Source organism: Coleofasciculus sp. G2-EDA-02 (genome assembly GCF_040226375.1).
In the GTDB taxonomy this organism is placed as follows: Bacteria; Cyanobacteriota; Cyanobacteriia; order Cyanobacteriales; family Coleofasciculaceae; genus Coleofasciculus.
The window spans coordinates 17,599-36,255 of the sequence record NZ_JAVKEW010000169.1; the positions used below are offsets into that span (position 1 = coordinate 17,599).

The 18,657-nt window shown below is 47.2% G+C and carries 15 protein-coding genes and 2 pseudogenes; 5 read left to right on the forward strand and 12 right to left on the reverse strand.

What is annotated here, in order from left to right; all coding sequences use genetic code 11:
- Positions 1 to 11 precede the first annotated feature (11 nt).
- Positions 12 to 1,219, forward strand: a pseudogene (locus RLO19_RS20160) (RNA-guided endonuclease InsQ/TnpB family protein).
- Here the strand turns inward: RLO19_RS20160 and RLO19_RS20165 are convergent.
- The 6 genes from RLO19_RS20165 to rpsL all read right to left on the reverse strand — a co-directional run bounded on the left by RLO19_RS20165 (position 1,212) and on the right by rpsL (position 7,206).
- Positions 1,212 to 1,859 (reverse strand): LON peptidase substrate-binding domain-containing protein, encoded by a 648-nt coding sequence (locus RLO19_RS20165; RefSeq protein WP_446336042.1) that lies wholly within the window; start codon positions 1,857 to 1,859, stop codon positions 1,212 to 1,214. The pseudogene RLO19_RS20160 and the gene RLO19_RS20165 overlap by 8 nt on opposite strands.
- A gap of 208 nt (positions 1,860 to 2,067) precedes the next feature.
- Positions 2,068 to 2,385: a 30S ribosomal protein S10 gene (gene rpsJ / locus RLO19_RS20170; RefSeq protein ID WP_044208966.1), complete on the reverse strand. Its 318-nt coding sequence runs from the start codon at positions 2,383 to 2,385 to the stop codon at positions 2,068 to 2,070.
- Positions 2,386 to 2,603: 218 nt separating this feature from the next.
- Positions 2,604 to 3,833, reverse strand: a complete 1,230-nt coding sequence (gene tuf / locus RLO19_RS20175; protein WP_446359224.1) for an elongation factor Tu — start codon at positions 3,831 to 3,833, stop codon at positions 2,604 to 2,606.
- Positions 3,834 to 3,856: 23 nt separating this feature from the next.
- The gene (gene fusA, locus RLO19_RS20180) at positions 3,857 to 5,932 is read right to left on the reverse strand and encodes an elongation factor G (RefSeq protein WP_446359225.1); all 2,076 of its coding nucleotides are present in this window, start codon (positions 5,930 to 5,932) and stop codon (positions 3,857 to 3,859) included.
- A 207-nt stretch (positions 5,933 to 6,139) separates the two neighbouring features.
- A complete protein-coding gene (gene rpsG, locus RLO19_RS20185) occupies positions 6,140 to 6,610 on the reverse strand; it encodes a 30S ribosomal protein S7 (RefSeq protein ID WP_446359226.1) in 471 nt (156 codons plus the stop codon).
- 215 nt (positions 6,611 to 6,825) lie between these two features.
- Positions 6,826 to 7,206 carry a 30S ribosomal protein S12 gene (gene rpsL, locus RLO19_RS20190; protein WP_446336046.1) on the reverse strand — a complete coding sequence of 127 codons (381 nt, stop codon included), beginning with the start codon at positions 7,204 to 7,206 and terminating at the stop codon, positions 6,826 to 6,828.
- A 238-nt stretch (positions 7,207 to 7,444) separates the two neighbouring features.
- Here rpsL and RLO19_RS20195 point away from each other — a divergent pair.
- Positions 7,445 to 8,068 (forward strand): annotated as a pseudogene (locus RLO19_RS20195) (RNA-guided endonuclease InsQ/TnpB family protein); the annotation flags it as partial.
- Here the strand turns inward: RLO19_RS20195 and RLO19_RS20200 are convergent.
- The 3 genes from RLO19_RS20200 to RLO19_RS20210 all read right to left on the reverse strand — a co-directional run bounded on the left by RLO19_RS20200 (position 8,048) and on the right by RLO19_RS20210 (position 11,661).
- Positions 8,048 to 8,422: a HesB/IscA family protein gene (locus RLO19_RS20200; RefSeq protein WP_446359227.1), complete on the reverse strand. Its 375-nt coding sequence runs from the start codon at positions 8,420 to 8,422 to the stop codon at positions 8,048 to 8,050. The pseudogene RLO19_RS20195 and the gene RLO19_RS20200 overlap by 21 nt on opposite strands.
- Positions 8,423 to 8,612: 190 nt before the next feature.
- Complete coding sequence (locus RLO19_RS20205; RefSeq protein ID WP_446336048.1) at positions 8,613 to 9,038, reverse strand: phosphomannose isomerase type II C-terminal cupin domain; 426 nt, start codon at positions 9,036 to 9,038, stop codon at positions 8,613 to 8,615.
- A 502-nt stretch (positions 9,039 to 9,540) separates the two neighbouring features.
- Positions 9,541 to 11,661: a phosphodiester glycosidase family protein gene (locus RLO19_RS20210; RefSeq protein ID WP_446359228.1), complete on the reverse strand. Its 2,121-nt coding sequence runs from the start codon at positions 11,659 to 11,661 to the stop codon at positions 9,541 to 9,543.
- 258 nt (positions 11,662 to 11,919) lie between these two features.
- On the opposite strand from RLO19_RS20210, the gene RLO19_RS20215 reads away from it, so the two are divergent.
- Positions 11,920 to 12,516, forward strand: a complete 597-nt coding sequence (locus RLO19_RS20215; protein WP_446359229.1) for a Uma2 family endonuclease — start codon at positions 11,920 to 11,922, stop codon at positions 12,514 to 12,516.
- Positions 12,517 to 12,533: 17 nt separating this feature from the next.
- On the opposite strand, the gene RLO19_RS20220 is transcribed toward RLO19_RS20215, so the two are convergent.
- Complete coding sequence (locus RLO19_RS20220) at positions 12,534 to 12,662, reverse strand: hypothetical protein (RefSeq protein ID WP_446359230.1); 129 nt, start codon at positions 12,660 to 12,662, stop codon at positions 12,534 to 12,536.
- A 105-nt stretch (positions 12,663 to 12,767) separates the two neighbouring features.
- Here RLO19_RS20220 and RLO19_RS20225 point away from each other — a divergent pair, with 105 nt between their 5' ends.
- Entirely contained in the window at positions 12,768 to 12,971 is a 204-nt protein-coding gene (locus RLO19_RS20225) for a hypothetical protein (RefSeq protein WP_446359231.1), read from the forward strand.
- Positions 12,972 to 13,238: 267 nt separating this feature from the next.
- Complete coding sequence (locus tag RLO19_RS20230; RefSeq protein ID WP_446359232.1) at positions 13,239 to 17,675, forward strand: DUF4347 domain-containing protein; 4,437 nt, start codon at positions 13,239 to 13,241, stop codon at positions 17,673 to 17,675.
- Positions 17,676 to 17,961: 286 nt separating this feature from the next.
- Here RLO19_RS20230 and RLO19_RS20235 read toward each other — a convergent pair whose 3' ends face one another.
- On the reverse strand, positions 17,962 to 18,342 hold the full coding sequence (locus RLO19_RS20235) for a type II toxin-antitoxin system VapC family toxin (RefSeq protein ID WP_446359233.1): 381 nt from the start codon (positions 18,340 to 18,342) through the stop codon (positions 17,962 to 17,964).
- Complete coding sequence (locus RLO19_RS20240; protein ID WP_446359234.1) at positions 18,339 to 18,605, reverse strand: AbrB/MazE/SpoVT family DNA-binding domain-containing protein; 267 nt, start codon at positions 18,603 to 18,605, stop codon at positions 18,339 to 18,341. Before RLO19_RS20240 ends, RLO19_RS20235 begins: the two co-directional genes overlap by 4 nt.
- Between the last annotated feature and the right edge of the window lie 52 nt (positions 18,606 to 18,657).

Here is an 18,657-nt window from a genome sequence, read left to right on the forward strand (position 1 = left end):
AGGTCGAGTCAATGCTTTTAGGATTCAAAACCGAACTGAAACTGAACAACAAACAGCGAACAGCATTAGCTAAACACGCGGGTGTAGCCCGTCATGCTTGGAACTGGGGACTAGGCTTAACTCACCAGATACTTGACCATAACCGGGATAACCTATCCGGCAAGATAAAATTTCCTACTGGTATTGACCTGCATAAATGGTTAGTGGCACTGGTTAAACCTGCCTGTCCCTGGTACTACAAGGTGAGCAAATGCGCTCCCCAGTATGCACTCAGGCAATTGGCTGAGGCTTGGAAACGGGCATTTAAGAAGACAAGCAAACCGCCCCAATTCAAGCGCAAAGGAAAGCACGATAGCTTTACCTTGGATGGTTCAATCAAATTAGCTCACTTTAAAGTGAGAGTTCCGGTCATTGGCTGGCTGAGAACTTATGAGCGGCTACCTGTCTGCTTTCAACCCAAGTCTGTGACCATATTTAGAACGGCTGACCGATGGTTTATCAGCTTTCATTTGGAATATGAACCAGTCAACCGCCCCAAACCCCATCCCGTAGTGGGAGTAGACCTGGGAATAAAAGCACTAGCTGTTCTATCTACCGGGATTGTAGTGGAGGGGGCGAAAAGTTACCGAAAGTACGAGAAAAAACTATCCCATATGCAATGGCTGAACCGCCATAAGCAAATCGGTTCAAGTAACTGGAAGTCTTCCCAAGTCAAGATAGCCCGTTTGCACCGAAAGATAGCTAACATCCGTAAAGATACGTTACACTCTTCTCACGTCCTATTTAGCCCAAAACCACAGCCGAATAGGAATAGAGAATCTGAACGTGTCCGGCATGATGGCTAATCATAAACTGGCGAAAGCTATTCAGGACATGGGATTTGGGGAATTCAAACGCCAACTAGAGTACAAGTGCCAGTTGTACGGGTCAACCTTAATTGTGGTTGATCGATGGTATCCCTCAACCAAAACCTGCTCAAGATGCCACACCGAAAAAGACTCAATGCCCTTATCTGAGCGGGTTTTTCGGTGTGACAACTGCGGGTTGGAAATTGACCGGGATTTCAATGCCTCCATTAATTTGGAGATAGCCGCCAGTTAGGTGGGGAGAGCCTGTGGACTGGTTGAGTGCCGTCACCTCCAGAATGAAGCAGGAAGTAAGCGTCAAGGATGTCCACTTGTGGGTAGCTTTGGGTAAGTCTTATGTAACGGCTAATTAAAGGCATCTTTAAGGACTGTACGGGCTGCCAAATGATTGCGCGTGGAGGTGAGTATTTCAGCTTCGCGTTCCAAACGGGCTGCTGTATCCTGCATTTCTAGCAAAGCTTGTTGTTCCGAAGCGACGCCGTAAAGATTGCCCGCTACCCAATAGGATAGTTCTAAAGGAAGGTCTGGCAAATCTTCAGGCAGCTCAATTTTCTGATCCGTCAGCTTGGCAGAAAGATGAACGACATCTCGCAGCAATTGCTCAACGGATTTGGAGAGTTCTCTTAAGTCTTTTTGGGAGGGTTGATCCTCTATCCATTCCACCAACCCGACGCGATAGGGTTTTTCTCGGACGTATTCTAACACCCGAAATCGTTGCTGACCCAGGGTTAAGACTTTCATCCGATCATCGGGCAAGGGCAAACGCTGGAAGTGTATAATTTCAGCGCAGCAGCCAACGGCGGCGGGTTGACCTTGCACCGGGTCCCACATTAATACCCCAAACCGCCGATCGCTCTCCAAAATCGTGTTCATCAGGATGCGATAGCGAAATTCAAAGATATGTAGGGGTAGGGGTCGTCCCGGAAATAGAACCACTTCTGGCAGTGGAAACAAAGGAAGTTCTCTAACAGCAATTGAGGAAGAGGATGCCATTGTGCCTTGGTGAAAAGGGTAACTGCGCTTCTTTACCTACTTTAACGGATTTTTTGGGGACAAGAAGCAAGCATTGGAGCAGAGGAGCTTCATAAGCTCCAGGAACAAGGGAGATTTTAGGTCTGCCAAGCTACGCTAACGCAGGTTTCCAAATCCTTACGCTTTATACTTTTGCCTTCTACCCTCCGCGTGATCCTACCCTCCTACCCTATAGTTTCACTTCAATATCCACACCAGCAGGTAAATCAAGTTTCATCAGGGCGTCAATTGTTTTGGACGACGGTTGATAAATGTCAATCAGACGTCGGTGAGTACGTGTTTCAAAATGTTCCCGTGAATCTTTATCAACGTGGGGCGATCGCAAGACACAATAAATACGACGTTTGGTCGGTAAGGGAATTGGACCGACGGCGGCAGCATTGGTGCGATTTGCTGTATCCACAATCTTCTCGCAAGAAGTGTCCAGCAATCGCCGATCAAATGCTTTAAGGCGAATCCGAATTTTTTGCTGCTGAATCGTTGCCATTTTTTTAAGTTTTCTAGGTTCTGAAATAATTAAGAATTTTGAGGGTGTAGGGGCAGGTTGAGGGATTAATATGGATTGGTTTTCCCAAAGCCTAAGTTGCCAAACCAGCCCTGACTTTGAGTGCGATGGTTTCCACCTTTCGGACTTCCAAAACAGATAATAAGGAGCAGAGAAGCTGATGCAGTTCTCTGCTCCTACTCTTTTGAGCCAGAACAGTGCTACTTGAGGATTTTGGAGACAACACCTGCACCGATGGTGCGACCGCCTTCGCGAATGGCAAAGCGCATTCCTTGTTCAATCGCGATCGGGTTAATTAGCTCCACGGTCATTTTTACTCGGTCTCCCGGCATGACCATTTCCACATTGCTACCATCATCAGCGGTGTAGGAACTGATTGTTCCCGTCACATCGGTGGTACGAACATAGAACTGGGGGCGGTAGCCGGAAAAGAATGGAGTATGACGACCTCCTTCTTCTTTTTTGAGTACATAGACTTCCGACTCGAACTGAGTATGAGGAGTGATCGAACCGGGCTTGGCAATTACCATTCCCCGCTCAATATCTTTCTTCTCAACACCTCGGAGTAGAATTCCGGCATTGTCACCCGCCATCCCTTCATCGAGACTCTTTTTAAACATCTCAATGCCGGTGACAGTTTTCTTGACCGTATCTCGGAGTCCAACTAACTCAACTTCGTCACCAATCTTGACTTTACCTCGCTCGATCCGACCCGTAGCTACTGTCCCCCGACCGGTAATGGTGAAGACGTCTTCGACTGCCATCAGGAAGGGCTTATCTACATCCCGTTCTGGGGTAGGAATGTAAGCATCGACCTCGTCCATTAACGCATAGATCTGATCAACCCACTCATCGTCACCCTTTTTAAGGGTTGGGTTAGCGGTAAGAGAGTCGAGTGCCTTTAAAGCCGAACCTGCCACGATGGGAATTTTATCCCCATCGAATTCATAATCACTGAGGAGTTCGCGGACTTCGAGTTCCACCAATTCCAGTAGTTCTTCGTCATCCACCATGTCTTTCTTGTTCAAAAAGACCACCAAGTTGGGGACGCCTACCTGCTTGGCAAGGAGAATGTGTTCCCGAGTTTGGGGCATTGGACCGTCAGCGGCTGAAACCACCAAGATGGCGCCATCCATTTGAGCCGCACCCGTGATCATGTTTTTCACATAGTCGGCGTGACCCGGGCAATCAACGTGAGCATAGTGGCGATTTGCCGTTTCATACTCAACGTGAGCCGTGTTAATGGTAATCCCCCGCGCCTTTTCCTCTGGCGCCGCATCAATCTCTTCGTACTTCTTGGCGGTTGCTTGACCTGATGCAGCCAGAGTCATGGTAATGGCAGCCGTCAGCGTTGTTTTGCCGTGGTCTACGTGACCAATTGTGCCAATGTTGACGTGGGGTTTAGTCCTTTCAAACTTTGCGCGTGCCATGAATTACGTTTTCCTTTTCTTAGTTATGCGTTCCCTTTGCTCTTAGCAATGATAGCTTCAGCCACGTTACGAGGCACCTCATCGTAGTTGCTAAACTCCATTGAGAAGATACCTCGACCTTGGGTCTTAGACCGGATATCCGTAGCATAACCAAACATCTCGGCTAATGGAACTTTAGCAGAAACTTTGGCAATGCCTTCTTCGGTACCCATTCCTTCAATTTGACCACGGCGGGAGTTGAGATCGCCCATGACATCTCCGAGAAAGTCTTCAGGCACTTCAACTTCCACTTTCATCATAGGCTCTAGTAGCACGGGTGAAGCCTTCATCACCGCTTGTCGAATTGCCATCGAACCGGCAATTTTGAATGCCATTTCCGAAGAATCAACATCGTGGTAAGAGCCATCAACTAATGTGGCTTTGACATCAATGAGAGGATACCCAGCCAGGATACCCGATTCGCAGGCTTCTTTCATACCCTGCTCAGCCGGAGAAATAAATTCCTTCGGTACGGAACCACCAACAATCTTGGAGACAAATTCAAACCCACTACCGGATTCACCTGGCTCCAATTCAATGACAACATGACCGTACTGGCCTTTACCGCCACTTTGACGGATAAACTTGCCTTCCGCTTGCACGGATTTACGAATTGTTTCCCGGTAAGCCACCTGAGGGGCCCCCACATTGGCTTCAACTTTGAACTCCCGCAGCATCCGATCTACCAGAATTTCCAGGTGCAGTTCACCCATTCCCGCAATCACGGTTTGATTGGTTTCTTGATCGATACTCACCCGGAATGTCGGATCTTCTTCCGATAAGGCTTGGAGGGCTTTGGAAAGCTTCTCCATATCCTGTTTGGTTTTTGGTTCTACGGCTACCGAAATCACCGGCTCTGGAACATAAAGCGATTCCAAAATAATTGGCGATTCTTCACCACAAATTGTATCACCCGTTGTCGTTTGCTTTAGACCAATCGCTGCACCGAGATCGCCAGCCCGTAGCTCATCGACCTCAATCCGTTCGTTGGATTTCAAAATAATCAGACGGGATATACGTTCCTTCTGATCTTTAGTGGAGTTGAGAATATAGCTGCCTTTTTGCAGAACTCCCGAATAGACCCGCATGAAGGTTAAACGACCATAAGGGTCTGACATGATCTTAAATGCCAGCGCCGCTAGGGGAGCTTCATCGTCTGCAGGTCTGGTTTCAGGTGTACCATCGGGCAATAGTCCCTGAATTGCCGGAACTTCCGGGGGAGAGGGTAGATAGTCCACCACTCCATCTAGGAGTAGTTGTACTCCTCTATTTTTGAAGGCTGAACCACACAGCACCGGGACAATTGTTCCTGCAATTGTCCCTTTACGCAAAGCAGACCGAATTTCGTCTTCGGTGAGTTCTTCTTCCGCCAGATACTTTTCTAAGAGCGCTTCATCTGTCTCGGCTACGGCTTCGATGAGCTTGACTCGGTATTCTTGGGCTAGCTCTTGAACATCTTCCGGAATTTCTGTGTCTTGCATATCCGTACCCAGGTCATTGCTATAAATCCGGGCACGCATTTGGACAAGATCGACAATACCGTGGAAATCATTTTCACTGCCGATGGGAATTTGGATCGCAACTGCATTGGTACGCAGGCGATCGCGGAGTTGCTCGTATACTTTGAAGAAGTTAGCACCCGTGCGATCCATCTTGTTGACAAAGGCAATCCTCGGTACCCGGTAGCGATCCGCTTGCCGCCACACAGTTTCCGATTGGGGCTGGACACCTCCCACTGAGCAGAACACAGCAATCACACCATCCAAAACCCGCATCGAACGCTCAACTTCAATCGTGAAGTCTACGTGACCCGGTGTATCAATGATGTTAATCCGGTGATCCAGCCAGTTTGTGCTGATGGCCGCAGCAGTAATTGTAATTCCCCGTTCCCGCTCTTGCTCCATCCAGTCGGTCACGGCTGTCCCTTCATGGACTTCGCCTATCTTATGAACGATTCCTGAGTAAAACAGAATCCGTTCGGTTGTTGTTGTCTTGCCCGCATCAATGTGGGCTGCAATCCCGATATTGCGTATTTTCTCAAGCGGGATGGTACGTGCCACAGCTACCTCCTTCGTCGCCGCAAGTTTCCACGTTGCTATCTCTTTACAATTCTATACTTTGTTTAACTTTTTAGGGATTTGTTCTTTGTCCTTTGTCCTATTCGCTCCTCAAAAAGCCAGCTAGCTAGGTTATTGGTTATTCCTCACGGAACCCCCCGAATCAACCTTTCGCCTTCGCGAGTGCTGTCATTCATCGGTCTAACTGAGTTAGTAGCGATAATGGGCAAACGCTTTATTGGCATCTGCCATCCGATGGGTTTCTTCCCGTTTCCGAATGGCATTCCCGGTTTCATTTGCCGCATCCATCAGCTCATTTGCCAATTTACTCGACATACTTTTCCCTGAGCGACTTCGGGAAAACTGAATCAGCCAGCGCATAGCTAATGTTGTTCCGCGTTCTGAGCGGACTTCCATGGGAACTTGATACGTTGCTCCTCCAACCCGACGGGCTTTTACTTCTACTAACGGGGTGACATTCCGTATCGCTTTTTCAAATACCTCTAGAGGTTCGTTACCTGTGCGTTCTTCAATCATTTTGAAGGCGTCATAGATAATTCCAGATGCCAGAGATTTTTTTCCATGACGCATAATCCGGCGCACCATCATACTAACCAAACGGCTGTTATAAACCGGGTCAGGGGGGACAGGGCGCTTTTTAACAACTGTACGACGAGACATAGTAAGCCTTTACAAAATACATAATCCGTTGGCAAATTTAACAAATTATCCGGGAATTGATTTTCTTTTCCCCAGGTTTAAGGGTTGCTTGGAAAAATCCAGAAAAACCCAGCCAGAAAAACCTAGCCACATCATCTCCCATTTTCCAGGGCAGCTTACCCAACCTAAACCGCTATGGGCAAGTTGATCCCGGTGTGGGCAGACTTTAAAAAGCTCTATTTGCTTACTTTAGGACGCTTGGTTCCGTACTTGGAACGACCCTGCTTGCGATCTTTCACACCTGCCGTATCTAGGGTTCCCCGAATAATATGATATCGAACCCCGGGTAAATCTTTAACCCGTCCTCCTCTAATCATCACGACCGAGTGCTCTTGAAGGTTATGACCAATTCCAGGAATATACGCCGTCACTTCAAAACCTGATGTCAGGCGTACCCTTGCCACTTTCCGCAGGGCTGAGTTCGGTTTTTTGGGGGTTGTCGTGTAGACTCGGGTGCAAACACCCCGCCTTTGTGGACATTGTTTCAGTGCAGGCGATTTGGTTTTCGCCTTGATTTTGGCGCGTTCGCTACGAATAAGCTGCTGGATAGTGGGCATGAGTTACGGCGCGTAAAATTCCTTAATCGTTTAAAGTATTGACAAATTCTGATTGTACTGACTTTTGGGCAACAATGTCAATTTTTTTGTCCTTTGTCCTTGGTCATTCGTCATTTGCTACTCCTTACACCTAGGAGCATTGATCACGCCTTGACTTTTCACGGGAAGTCTAGAAACTATTGTAGAGACGCGATGCAAGAAGCGTCTGGGCGGGCGCGAGTTAAATCGGGTTGCAACCGAAAAGATTGATAGCCCGGACTACTCTCGCCTTTACCGCAAGTTAAAACGCTCTTCACGACGGTTAGCCAAGCGGCAAAAGGGGAGCAAACGGCGAGAACGGATGCGGGTTAAAGTAGCCAAGCTTAACGCCCAGATACGGGATAAGCGCAAGGACTTTCTGCATAAGCTGTCCACTAAGGTAGTAGACGAGAACCAAGTCATTGTCTTAGAGGATTTAAACGTTGGCGGTATGCTCAAAAACCGCAGATTATCACGGGCAATTAGCCAAGCTGGATGGTATGAATTCCGGTCATTGTGTGAGGGTAAAGCCTGCAATCATAACCGGGACTTTCGAGTCATCAACCGATGGGAACCCACCAGTCAAGTTTGTTCTGAGTGTGGTTACCGATGGGGCAAGTTAGACCTATCGGTCAGAACGATTGTCTGTGTCAACTGCGGAGTAGAACACGACCGAGACGATAATGCCTCGATCAACATTGAGCAAGCTGGACTTAAGGTCGGGGTAGGGCATACCCACGACTATAAACGGACGGGGAGCGCGTGTAAGACCTCAGATGAGGCAGTGTGTGGTGAGCCGTCAACCCACCGAGAGTACGTGCAGTTATCGCTGTTCGACTGGTAGGGAATCACCGTCCTTGTAGGGCGGTGAGGATGTCAATCGAAACGAGTTTCCGCAGCCACAGGTTTCAATGGCATTGGGGTTATAAAAGCGAAACCCACCACCCATGAGATCTTCTGAATAATCCAAGGTTAGGTTGGCTAAATACTTGATGCTCACTTCATCCACGACGACAGTGATACCTTGAGTGTCATAGACGCGATCGCTCGAGCTGACGGCATCATCAAACTCCAGAGTATAGTATAAATCAGCACATCCCCCTGGCTTCGCGCCTAAGCGTAATCGAGCTTGCTGTTGCTGGCGCTTGGTCTTGAGGCGTCTTATTTCATTGGTCGCCGCTTGACTCAGTGTAATCATCGGTTTTGTCCTGGCTTAGAAATCGTCGTCACTTGGGGCAAAAAAAATTTCCTCCCTTAGTATTAGGGAGGAGTTCATTTAGCGTCAAGCTAGTACAGCACGGTGTAATTAATCACCAATTTACCAAGCTAAACCGATATTAACCTTCGACTTCCCTGGAAGCCGTACTAGCTACTTCGGACAACCCCACCTATTCTGTGTCACACTCGTTGCGGGCATAGTCATCTTCATAGCGAATAATGTCATCTTCGCCAAGGTACTCGCCATTCTGCACTTCTATTAATACCAGCGGAATAACACCTGGATTTTCTAGGCGATGAGCATGTCCTTGAGGCACATAACTGGACTGATTTTGATGAATCAATAATTCCTTATCTCCGCAAATAACCTTTGCCATGCCGCTGACAACAATCCAGTGTTCACTACGATGGTAGTGCATTTGCAGGCTGAGGCGATGACCGGGCTTCACCTCAATGCGCTTAATCTTGTATCCTCGCCCCTCTTCCAGAACAGTAAATGAACCCCAAGGTCTTAGTTCTGTAGCGGCAGCGCCTTCGGCAGTCAACGATCTGGGCAGGGTAATCGCCGAATCTTGAGGAACTGCTTGCTGAACCATAGTATTTCTCCTGAAAATAGTTACGGTAGTGAAGTACCCCAACTTGCTTCGCTGAAGTTGGGGCTTCCAACTTCTTAAAACAAGGACGGTCTTATTCGTCTTTAGGGTTTCCCGCTTCATCCGCCGATGCCTCCAAAGGTTGCCCTTTATTGGTCTTACTCAGCGTCCACAGGCAGCCGCCCGCCTCCCGCAGGCATTAATTGTGATCAAAAGGTTAAATCGGGTATTTAGCTATTGCCCGGTTATCAACAACACAAAAGCCAACTACAGTTAAGATTAGCAAATTCATCTTAGATTTTGCACCCATTAGGGGATAGATACGTCAAATTGTAGAAAGTCTTCACATTGAGAGACTTGAGCTTTATCGAAACTTTAGATAAAAGCTCTGGGAGATAAAGAAGAAGATGTTAAAGGTTAGAGCTAGCTGAGTGTTCGTCATTTGTAAGGATTTGAGAAATTTTTACATAACTTAACAGGGTTCAGTTGATTTCCAGCAACCTACTTAGGGGAAATTGGGTCGAAAGAGTCCCAAAGCATTGTGAACCCGGGCGGCTGTGTAAGGAGAACGATCCAGAAGATGACCCCCTAAATACAGTCCAGTGGAACTCCCACCATCGAGATTCAGCGCATCAACGGCTCCGAGTTGCTGCATCAACTGTGCGGTTTCGGTTAAGTTGGGACCTCTACCACCGAGACGATTGTGCATGGCGGCAATAATTAGTGTGCCATTTGCTGTGATCCCGATCGCACTCCGAATAGCTGCTTGTTGAGCAAAGGCATCACTAAATTTTTCAGCTTGGGCATCTAGCACAATTTGGCGATTTTGCAGTAACAACGGACCCGCACCGAGGATATGAGGATAATTATTAAACTCAATCGGCAAGGTTTTCTGTTCAATCTGAACTTGTGTGCCAATCGTGAGAGTACTTACCGCAACTTTTGGATCACTGCCTCTGTCTGTGAGAAGATAGCCATTAACTGGAATAGTAAACGACTCCTTACCCGCTAAACCTCCTGGTAATTGAGCCGTAATCTGGTTATTTTGCACAACCGAGATCACTTCATTATCGGTTAACGGGGTGTAGATTGCGCCCCACTCTGGAGTATAGCGAGATATCCCGGCTTGCACATAACCGCTATTCAGGAACAGAATCGGAAAACGTTCTCCCTTGGCGGTGATTAAGGTTTCCTGAAGGCTGAGACGTCCAAATTTGAATTGATGCTGATCCGTCCACGCGATCGCACCTCGGTTGAGAATGGGTCCAGAATACCAGCGTCCATCCCGACGGATAGCACCTAAGGGCAGTTGATTATTGCGGTTAAAAAAGCCACCATTGATGGCGGCTGAGGCTTGCCACAACTGGGCGGTTTGGATCAGGGGGGCGGTTCCCATTTGAGTTGTGGGATTACTCCAAATCGGCTTCAGGTTGACTTGGGGATTTTTGGGATCAACCTCTAGCCACACCAAAGGAAATCGAGTATCACCCAGAGTCACAGTCCGCTGACGCCACCAGATACCCGGTGCCCACAGAATATCTTTTTCCACCATGGCATCCGGTCGAAGTTCGATGACTAAGCGATTGGGATTAGGTAAGCTAAAGACGTGTAACCGTAGACCATCTGGAATCGAAACGCCGATAGTTGTTTGGGTTTGATTCGTTTCAACGCGGATAATCGGTTGATTCTCCGGCGCTGCATTGTTTTTCTCATCCCCCTCAATTGGGGACGTTTTAAGTGTTGAGTGTGTAGGGGCGGGTTTTACTACTATCATTTCTTGCTTCACCCGGATGTGACTAAACCCGCCCTGACTAAGTTTTGAGTGTTGGGTGTTGAGTGTTGAGTTATCTGCCTCATCTGCCTCATCTTCCACCGCCGGAGGTGGGGTAAACTGTTCAATCAGGGATGGATTCGCGATCGCGTCTAAGATAATCACCCCTTCACCGGGGCTTCTGCTCACTTGCCAAGGTGTGGGACGATCTAAATCAAGAATCATCCTAAACCCCCACAGGTGTGCCTCTTCCCGGATACTGTCTAATCGGGCGGGTGCAGACGTTAGCGCTAATGTATCTCCTTGGGCTTGGAATTGCCATCCCACCTGTTGGGCAAACTCTGTAATATCTAAATAGCGATAAGCATCACGATGGTGAGCCACCAGAACCAGAGGCGTACTCAGGGGATTAGAGAACCACTGTATCGGTTGTCGTGTCCAATTGCGGGTACTCAACAATTCCAGTCCGAAGAGTTGTTGGATTCCCACATCACTGATACCCGTGCGTATGACTCCCCCAACTTGCCACTGTTTCCAGGCAAGAGGTAGTATGCGACCATTTAATGAGAGTTTTGTCCCGGCGCCAACGACTTGAGTTGGGGTTTGAGCGAAAGTTTGAGTCTGAGGTGAGGGAGAAGCTGAGGGAGTCACGGCTTCAGCTTCTACCCATTCGCGATCGAGTTCAAGGGTTGACTGAACGACTAAACCTTGCAGAATTTCCCTTATAGTTAGACTCTTTATTACTAAGGATTCCGCAGAACTAACAGGTTTAGCGGTTAAACCTAGGCATGAAGTACACATTGCTAAGAGTCCTATCACAATTTTGGCTTGATTCCGTGAGAAATCCTTTGTCATAATCTTTGCTTTGGTGTGAGATGAATTGACGTTTAAATGTACAGATTAACTAATTCATGTATTGTATGTATATTATGAAAATTAGTTCAATAATCAAAGCTAAATTATACATAATCTGTTTTCCTGTTGACAGCCATCTCGGCTCAAAGGTTCCCTGGCAATTTGCTTGTAAGTTAAAATAGTCAGTTCAAATAAAGGGTAGGTGGCAGACCTGTCCAGTTTTAAGTTTATTTATAATCGAAAAAACGGGAGACTCAAATGACTTTAGCCACGATCGCAACACCCAAAAAGGAATCCCCCCTTTTGTTTGAGGGAATGACCTGGAGAGAGTTCAAAGCTGTTGAGCAATTGTTAGACCGTCCAGGATATCGACTTTCTTTTTTAGATGGAGTTTTGGAGATACGACGAATGCTTGGAGAACCTCACCAAACTGTTAAGGAAAGAATTGGTGCATTGTTGGAGCTTTACCTGTTGATGGCAGGATTTGACTTTACTCCAACTGGCTCAATGACGTTGGAAAGTGAAGGAGTCGCCGTCAAGCGAGAAGCCGATGAATCCTATAAACTGGCTCCGGGTCGAACTCATCCAGATCTGGCGATTGAGGTGGTGTTTACCAGTGGCGGTATCAACAAGTTGGAGATCTATAAGCGGCTGAAGATCAAGGAAGTGTGGTTTTGGGAAGATGGGGTGTTGGAGCTTTATCACCTGCGAGGAGAGGGGAATACACTTGACTATGAACAGATTAAGAGTAGTGAGGAAGTGAAAGGAATTGATCTAGATTTGTTATTACGTTGCATCAATATGGTGAATCATGTGGATGCTATTAAAACATTTCAAAAGGCGCTGCAAAACTAAGGTTTTATGGTATATTGTTATCGTGGGAAAATGTGTGCGCCTGTAGCTATAGAAGAATTCGCGATCGCACAGGTTGAATCAGTCGCATCGGGTACAGGAAACTGTTGCAGGATTTTAGCGATCGCATGAGACCATGAAGCGGGCAAGCACGATGAATTCCTCTACATTGAACAATTGACTAATGCCCTTAAATCAGGAAAAACTGTTATATTTTAAGTATATTGATTAAAATTGTACTATTTAAATCAAAAATGTTAAAGCAAAATATAGCCACTGTCATTAAAATTTTAGAATCTCTCCCTGATGCACAGCAGGAGCGAATTATTGAGCATTTACGGGACTATATTGCTGATATTGAAGATGAATTAAAGTGGGAGCAATCTTTTCGTAAAACACAAAATAAGTTAGTAGAAGCAGCGAAACTGGCGAAACAACAAATGTTTGTGGTCAAATAATCCTTTTCATCCCTCTTTACACTTTAAATGTATTAATCGCGATCAGGATATTTGGTCAGTGAGAATTACCCGAAATTACCGAGCTATTGGAATTTTACAATAGGATACAGTAACCTGGTTTTGGATTGGGAGTCATGATAACTATGAACAGTTTTTTTGGTAAAATTGGAAGCGAGTTGCGCGATCGCACCCATAAAAATGCCGAATGTCCTACTATCATGAGAGAATAATAGGAATTCCCCTCCTAATAAAAGTCCCCCAAACATCATGGTAGATTGCCGCAACATCGCTATTGCCCTTCTCCCCCTGCTGGGACTAACCACCCTTGCGCCCCAAACCCTTGCCCAATCTATCACGCCAGCTTCCGATGGCACGGGTACAATGATTCAACAGGAGGGTAATACCTACACGATTACGGGGGGTACACAAGTTGACTCTAAGGTATTCCACTCCTTTGGGGAACTCGGACTTTCACCCAACGAAATTGCAAACTTTCTCTCTAATCCCAATATCCAAACGATTTTCGGGCGAGTTACTGGGGGCAATCCTTCGATTATCCAAGGGTTACTTCAAGTCACCGGGGGTAATAGTAACCTGCTGCTGATGAACCCCGCCGGGATTGTGTTTACTCAAGGGGCAAGTTTTAACATTCCTGGCAGTTTAACGGTTACGACTGCTGATGCTATTGGTTTTGAGAGTGGCTTCTTTCCGGCGACAGGCAATGTTAACTATCAAAATCTGGTTGGTGCGCCGAATACATTTGTTTTTACAGGTGATAATGGCAGTATTGTCAACGCGGCTGAACTTGAACTGAACCAAGGAAACTTGGCTTTAATCGGGAGTAGTGTCATTAATACCGGAACCCTCAGCACTGGTGATGGGACGATTACGATTACGGCTGTCCCTGAAAATAGAACGGTGAGGATTAACCAAGCGGGGATGGTGTTGGGCTTAGAAATTAGTCCGGCTGATTTGGAGAGTGGGATTCAGGCGACAGATTTAGCCCGGTTACTCACGGGTTCCAATCTTGAAGATGACACAGGAATCCGTGTTGATGCCAACGACGAACTCAGGTTAACAGATACCAATCATCCCCTAGATACGGCGGGTAATGTGACAATTGCTGGTCAGGTTGAGGGGAATCAAGTCCATCTGGCGGCGGCGAATCAGGTTAACCCCATTGGTAACTCTGAAACCCTGATTCGCACGGATAGCGGGGAATACAGCGCCCCTACGGTTACTCGGTTTGCCGCTAATCCAACCGATGCGAACAGCTACATTTTCCTAGATGCGACTGTCCCCAACTACAGTAATTTACTCTTCGGGGGTGAGGCGGGAACGACGACGGTGGTGGTTACGCCGAATGAAAATGGCATGGAGACGATTACTGAAACCCTAACCACACCTGGACTGAGTTTAGTCGATGCGCTGCATATTGTCTCCGAAGGGAGTGAGGGGAACTTCTGGTTAGGGAAGGCTTTTGTCGATAGTAATACTATCGGTCAATATCAACCTCAAATGGCGACGTGGAATCAGGGATTGAGTGTGGGGGCAGATATTTTACTCTATGCCTGTTTTGTGGCATTGGGGAATAGTGGTGACGCTTTGCTGAATACTTTGGCACTTTACACGGGGGTAGATGTGGCGGGTTCTACGAATTTGACTGGGTTTGGGGGAGATTGGCAGTTAGAACGGAGTGTGGGGGAGATTGAAGCGACTGCACCGTTTGAGGGGAGTGTGTTAGCGAATTATGGGGATACATTACAGGTATTTACAACTACGAATGGGAATGACGCTGGGATAGGTTCACTGCGACAAGCGATTCTGAATGCTAATGCTGCTGATGGAGATGATGAGATTCGCTTTGTACCTGGGTTAACTGAGGTGACGCTGACATCCGATGAGTTATCTATTAATACCAGGAATGGGGATTTGATGATAGATGGTGACTCCGGTGGTGCCAGTAATGTAATTGTTGAACGCAGTACAGTAGCAGGAACGCCCAATTTCCGTATTTTCAATATTACGGGGGATGGCAATGTCACTATTGATGCGTTGACGATTCGTAATGGTGTTAGTCTCGCTGCGGGTGGTATAGCTTGGAATATTGGACCGGGAACGCTACGTCTGACTGACAGTACTGTGAGTGACAATTCCGGTGACGGTATTTCCGCTGGTAGTATAGCTAGTAAGGGTGCGGTGCTACTAGATAACAGCACTGTGAGTAATAATTCTCGTTATGGCATTCGCAGCATTGGTACAGTGACTCTGACCAACAGCACTGTGAATAATAATTCTAGTCGTGGCATTTTCGCTTCGGGTGCAGTAACTCTGACCGACAGTACTGTGAGTGGTAATTCTATAAGTTTTGTTACCGGTGACGGCATTTTTAGCCAAGGAGATACAGTAACACTCAACAATAGCAGTGTGAGTAATAATTCTAGTCGTGGCATTTTAGCTTCGGGTGCGGTGACACTCAACAACAGCACTGTGAGTGAAAATTCCCGTGAAGGCATTCGCAGCATGCATAGTACAGTCACTCTCAATAACAGTACGGTGAGGGGTAATTCTGGTCGTGGCATTTCCAGTAATGGTGCGGTGCTGGAAAACAGCACTGTGAGTGACACTCTTGGTGACGGCATTCGCAGCATAGATCCCGTAACTCTGACCAACAGTACTGTGAATAATAATTCTGGTGACGGTATTTCCGCTCAAGGTGCAGTGACTCTAACTGACAGTACTGTGAATAATAATTCTGGTGACGGCATTTTTAACCAAGAACATGCAGTAACACTCAACAATAGCAGTGTGAGTAATAATTCTGGTCGTGGCATTTTAGCTGGGCGTGCGGTGACACTCAACAACAGCACTGTGAGTGAAAATTCTCGTGAAGGCATTCGCAGCATCTATAGTACAGTCACTCTCAATACCAGTACGGTGAGGGGTAATTCTGGTCATGGCATTATCAGTAATGGTGCGGTGCTACTGGAAAACAGCACGGTGAGTGACAATCTTGGTGGTGGCATTCGCAGCGCAGATACCGTAACCCTGACCAACAGCACTGTCAATGGAAATTCGGCAAGCGCATTGAGCGACGGTCTTGTCGGACTTGGCGGCGGTCTTTTCAGTAGGAGTGGAGTAACCATTATCAACAGCACCATAAGTGGCAATACAGCAACAGGTGACGGCGGCGGTATTAACACCCGTGGTGGCGGCACAATCATTAACAGCACTATCACCAACAACACAGCAGACTCCGATGCCAATGGGATAGGAGATGGCGGTGGTATCTATAATTCAACTCTTTTGGGCGGCAACACTTTAACCATCCGCAACAGCATTGTTGCCGGTAATTTTGATCTCGCAGGTAGGATTCACTCTGATGTTTCGGGTAGAGCTACTATTAATGGTGATGCGAATAACCTCATCGGCGACCCCACAGGCGCAAACGGTACTATCGGTACAGGGAGTGACCTCACTTTTGCCAGTTTAGGTATCACTACTATCAACCAAATTCTTGCTCCCTTAGCGAACAATGGCGGCTCAACTCAAACCCATGCTCTTCTTCCAGGGAGTCCCGCCTTGGATGCGGGGAATAATGCTAATATTCCTGCTGATATAACGACTGACCAACGAGGAGCAACCCGCATTATTAATGACATTGTTGATATTGGTGCATTTGAGTCCCAAGGCTTTACCTTAAATGTCACAGGTTCCCCTCAAAGTACACTAGTCAATACGGCTTTTGCTGACTCATTGACTGTGCAAGTGTTAGAGAACTTTGCTAATCAGCCGATTCCAGGTGTCCCTATCACCTTCAATGCCCCATCAAGTGGTGCATCAGGCAGTTTTGGTAACGGTACAACCGTACTCACCAATCCTCAAGGTATCGCCGAGAATCCGGTTACAGCAAACACAGTCGCGGGAAACTATCAAGTCATCGCTACCGCTAACGGTTTACAGTTGACACCCTTTGATTTAACCAACACAGATAACCCAACTCAACCGCCATTAACTCCTCAACCCGAACCCCAATCCCCATCAACCCCTCAACCGATTAATCCTGTCAATCCCATCAATGAATCATCTGCCAATCCAACAATTAATCCTGTCAATCCCATCAATGAATCATCTGCCAATCCAACAATTAATTCTGTCAATCCCATCAATGAATCATCTGCTAATCCAACGATTAATCCCGTTAATCTACTCCAATTGCCCCAAAACCCACCCCCAATCGTCCAAACCCAAATTCCAAACTCTTATATTCAGTTTTGGCAGACCAAGTTAGCCCTTGACCAAATCCGAGAACTGGGATTAAATAACCCCCCAGTGGAACTAATGGTATTAAGCGCCTGTCGCACCGCTTTAGGAGATGAAGAGGCTGAGTTAGGATTTACCGGATTAGCGGTACAAGCCGGGGTGAAATCTGCCTTGGGAAGTCTCTGGTACGTGAGTGATGAAGCGACATTGGGATTAATGACTACCTTTTATTCCCAATTAAAACAAGCGCCGATTAAAGCTGAAGCATTACGACAAACACAGTTGGCGATGATTCGGGGTGAAGTGCGACTTGAAAAGGGTCAACTGATTACGCCGAATCGTACCATTCCTTTACCGCCCCAGTTGGCTGAATTACCAGATAAAGAACTAACTCATCCTTATTATTGGAGTGCATTTACGTTAGTAGGAAGTCCTTGGTAAAACAGGCGATGGCTACAGTAAAGACGTTGCCTAAAACCTCTGGAACAAACCACTATAATAGCGGTTCTCAAGTGCTAATAGTACACCCAACTGTAGGGGCGCAAGGCTTGCGCCCACACTTATGTACCTCATCCTATGAGAAATGCTATATAGCAGTAAACACATCAATTAGGACAAACGCACTTTTTGGAGACGTTCCAACGGAACGTCTCTACAAATCCGTTGTGTCTTAACCGTCTTGGCGGTTGAAACCCCCTACTTTCCTTAACAGAACATAAGTCGCTCATCAGCGAATTACCTGCACATCGACAGACAGATTGAGAGCAGCCCAGGCGCGATCGCAGGTCAAAACTCGAACTCCCAATCGCCATCCCAGACTTAAACAGGCACGATCTCCCAGGGATAACCCCGCTTGCCGAGTTGACTCCCACAGTCGTCCTACCATTTCCCCATCCTCCAGCGTAAACGGCTCTACCGTCAGCCCCAGTGCCTGTAAATCATCCATCATGCCATCCACCTCGACTCCAGCCGCGATCGCCTTCTGCACGACTTCCGCCCAGTTCACACTGGATATCACTGATTCTGCTAACACGCCATCTACAATCTCTTCTCCCGGCTCACCCTTCAGATAAGCCAGCAACGCCGAAGCATCCAACACTACCGTCATTCTGTAACTTCCTGTTTCGCGGCTTGGCGACGTTCAGCGATCAATTCATCGACCAAACTGCGATTTTTGGGTATCTGTGCGAACCGCGCCTTCAACTTTTGCTTAATCGCCTCCGGCTTTTCCAGCACCAACCGCCCTGCTTCTTCACGGGCAACCAGCTTATCCCCTTCCTCAAACCCCAACAACCGCCGCAACACTGCCGGAATGACTAACCGCCCCTGACGATCCAAATGTACTTCTACGGATTTGGAGAGTTCGCTCATACTGCTTTATTTGTGCCACATTATTCATTCTATGCCACGTTTTCTAATATGT

What these genes read in the sequence shown, in the direction of transcription:
- RLO19_RS20165 (WP_446336042.1), bottom strand. Translation starts at nt 1,859, where the DNA reads ATGGCATCCTCTTCCTCAATTGCTGTTAGAGAACTTCCTTTGTTTCCA.
- RLO19_RS20200 (WP_446359227.1), bottom strand. Translation starts at nt 8,422, where the DNA reads ATGATTACACTGAGTCAAGCGGCGACCAATGAAATAAGACGCCTCAAG.
- rpsG (WP_446359226.1), bottom strand. Translation starts at nt 6,610, where the DNA reads ATGTCTCGTCGTACAGTTGTTAAAAAGCGCCCTGTCCCCCCTGACCCG.
- RLO19_RS20225 (WP_446359231.1), top strand. Translation starts at nt 12,768, where the DNA reads ATGTTAAAGCAAAATATAGCCACTGTCATTAAAATTTTAGAATCTCTC.
- rpsJ (WP_044208966.1), bottom strand. Translation starts at nt 2,385, where the DNA reads ATGGCAACGATTCAGCAGCAAAAAATTCGGATTCGCCTTAAAGCATTT.
- RLO19_RS20210 (WP_446359228.1), bottom strand. Translation starts at nt 11,661, where the DNA reads ATGACAAAGGATTTCTCACGGAATCAAGCCAAAATTGTGATAGGACTC.
- tuf (WP_446359224.1), bottom strand. Translation starts at nt 3,833, where the DNA reads ATGGCACGCGCAAAGTTTGAAAGGACTAAACCCCACGTCAACATTGGC.
- RLO19_RS20230 (WP_446359232.1), top strand. Translation starts at nt 13,239, where the DNA reads ATGGTAGATTGCCGCAACATCGCTATTGCCCTTCTCCCCCTGCTGGGA.
- RLO19_RS20215 (WP_446359229.1), top strand. Translation starts at nt 11,920, where the DNA reads ATGACTTTAGCCACGATCGCAACACCCAAAAAGGAATCCCCCCTTTTG.
- rpsL (WP_446336046.1), bottom strand. Translation starts at nt 7,206, where the DNA reads ATGCCCACTATCCAGCAGCTTATTCGTAGCGAACGCGCCAAAATCAAG.
- RLO19_RS20205 (WP_446336048.1), bottom strand. Translation starts at nt 9,038, where the DNA reads ATGGTTCAGCAAGCAGTTCCTCAAGATTCGGCGATTACCCTGCCCAGA.
- RLO19_RS20240 (WP_446359234.1), bottom strand. Translation starts at nt 18,605, where the DNA reads ATGAGCGAACTCTCCAAATCCGTAGAAGTACATTTGGATCGTCAGGGG.
- RLO19_RS20235 (WP_446359233.1), bottom strand. Translation starts at nt 18,342, where the DNA reads ATGACGGTAGTGTTGGATGCTTCGGCGTTGCTGGCTTATCTGAAGGGT.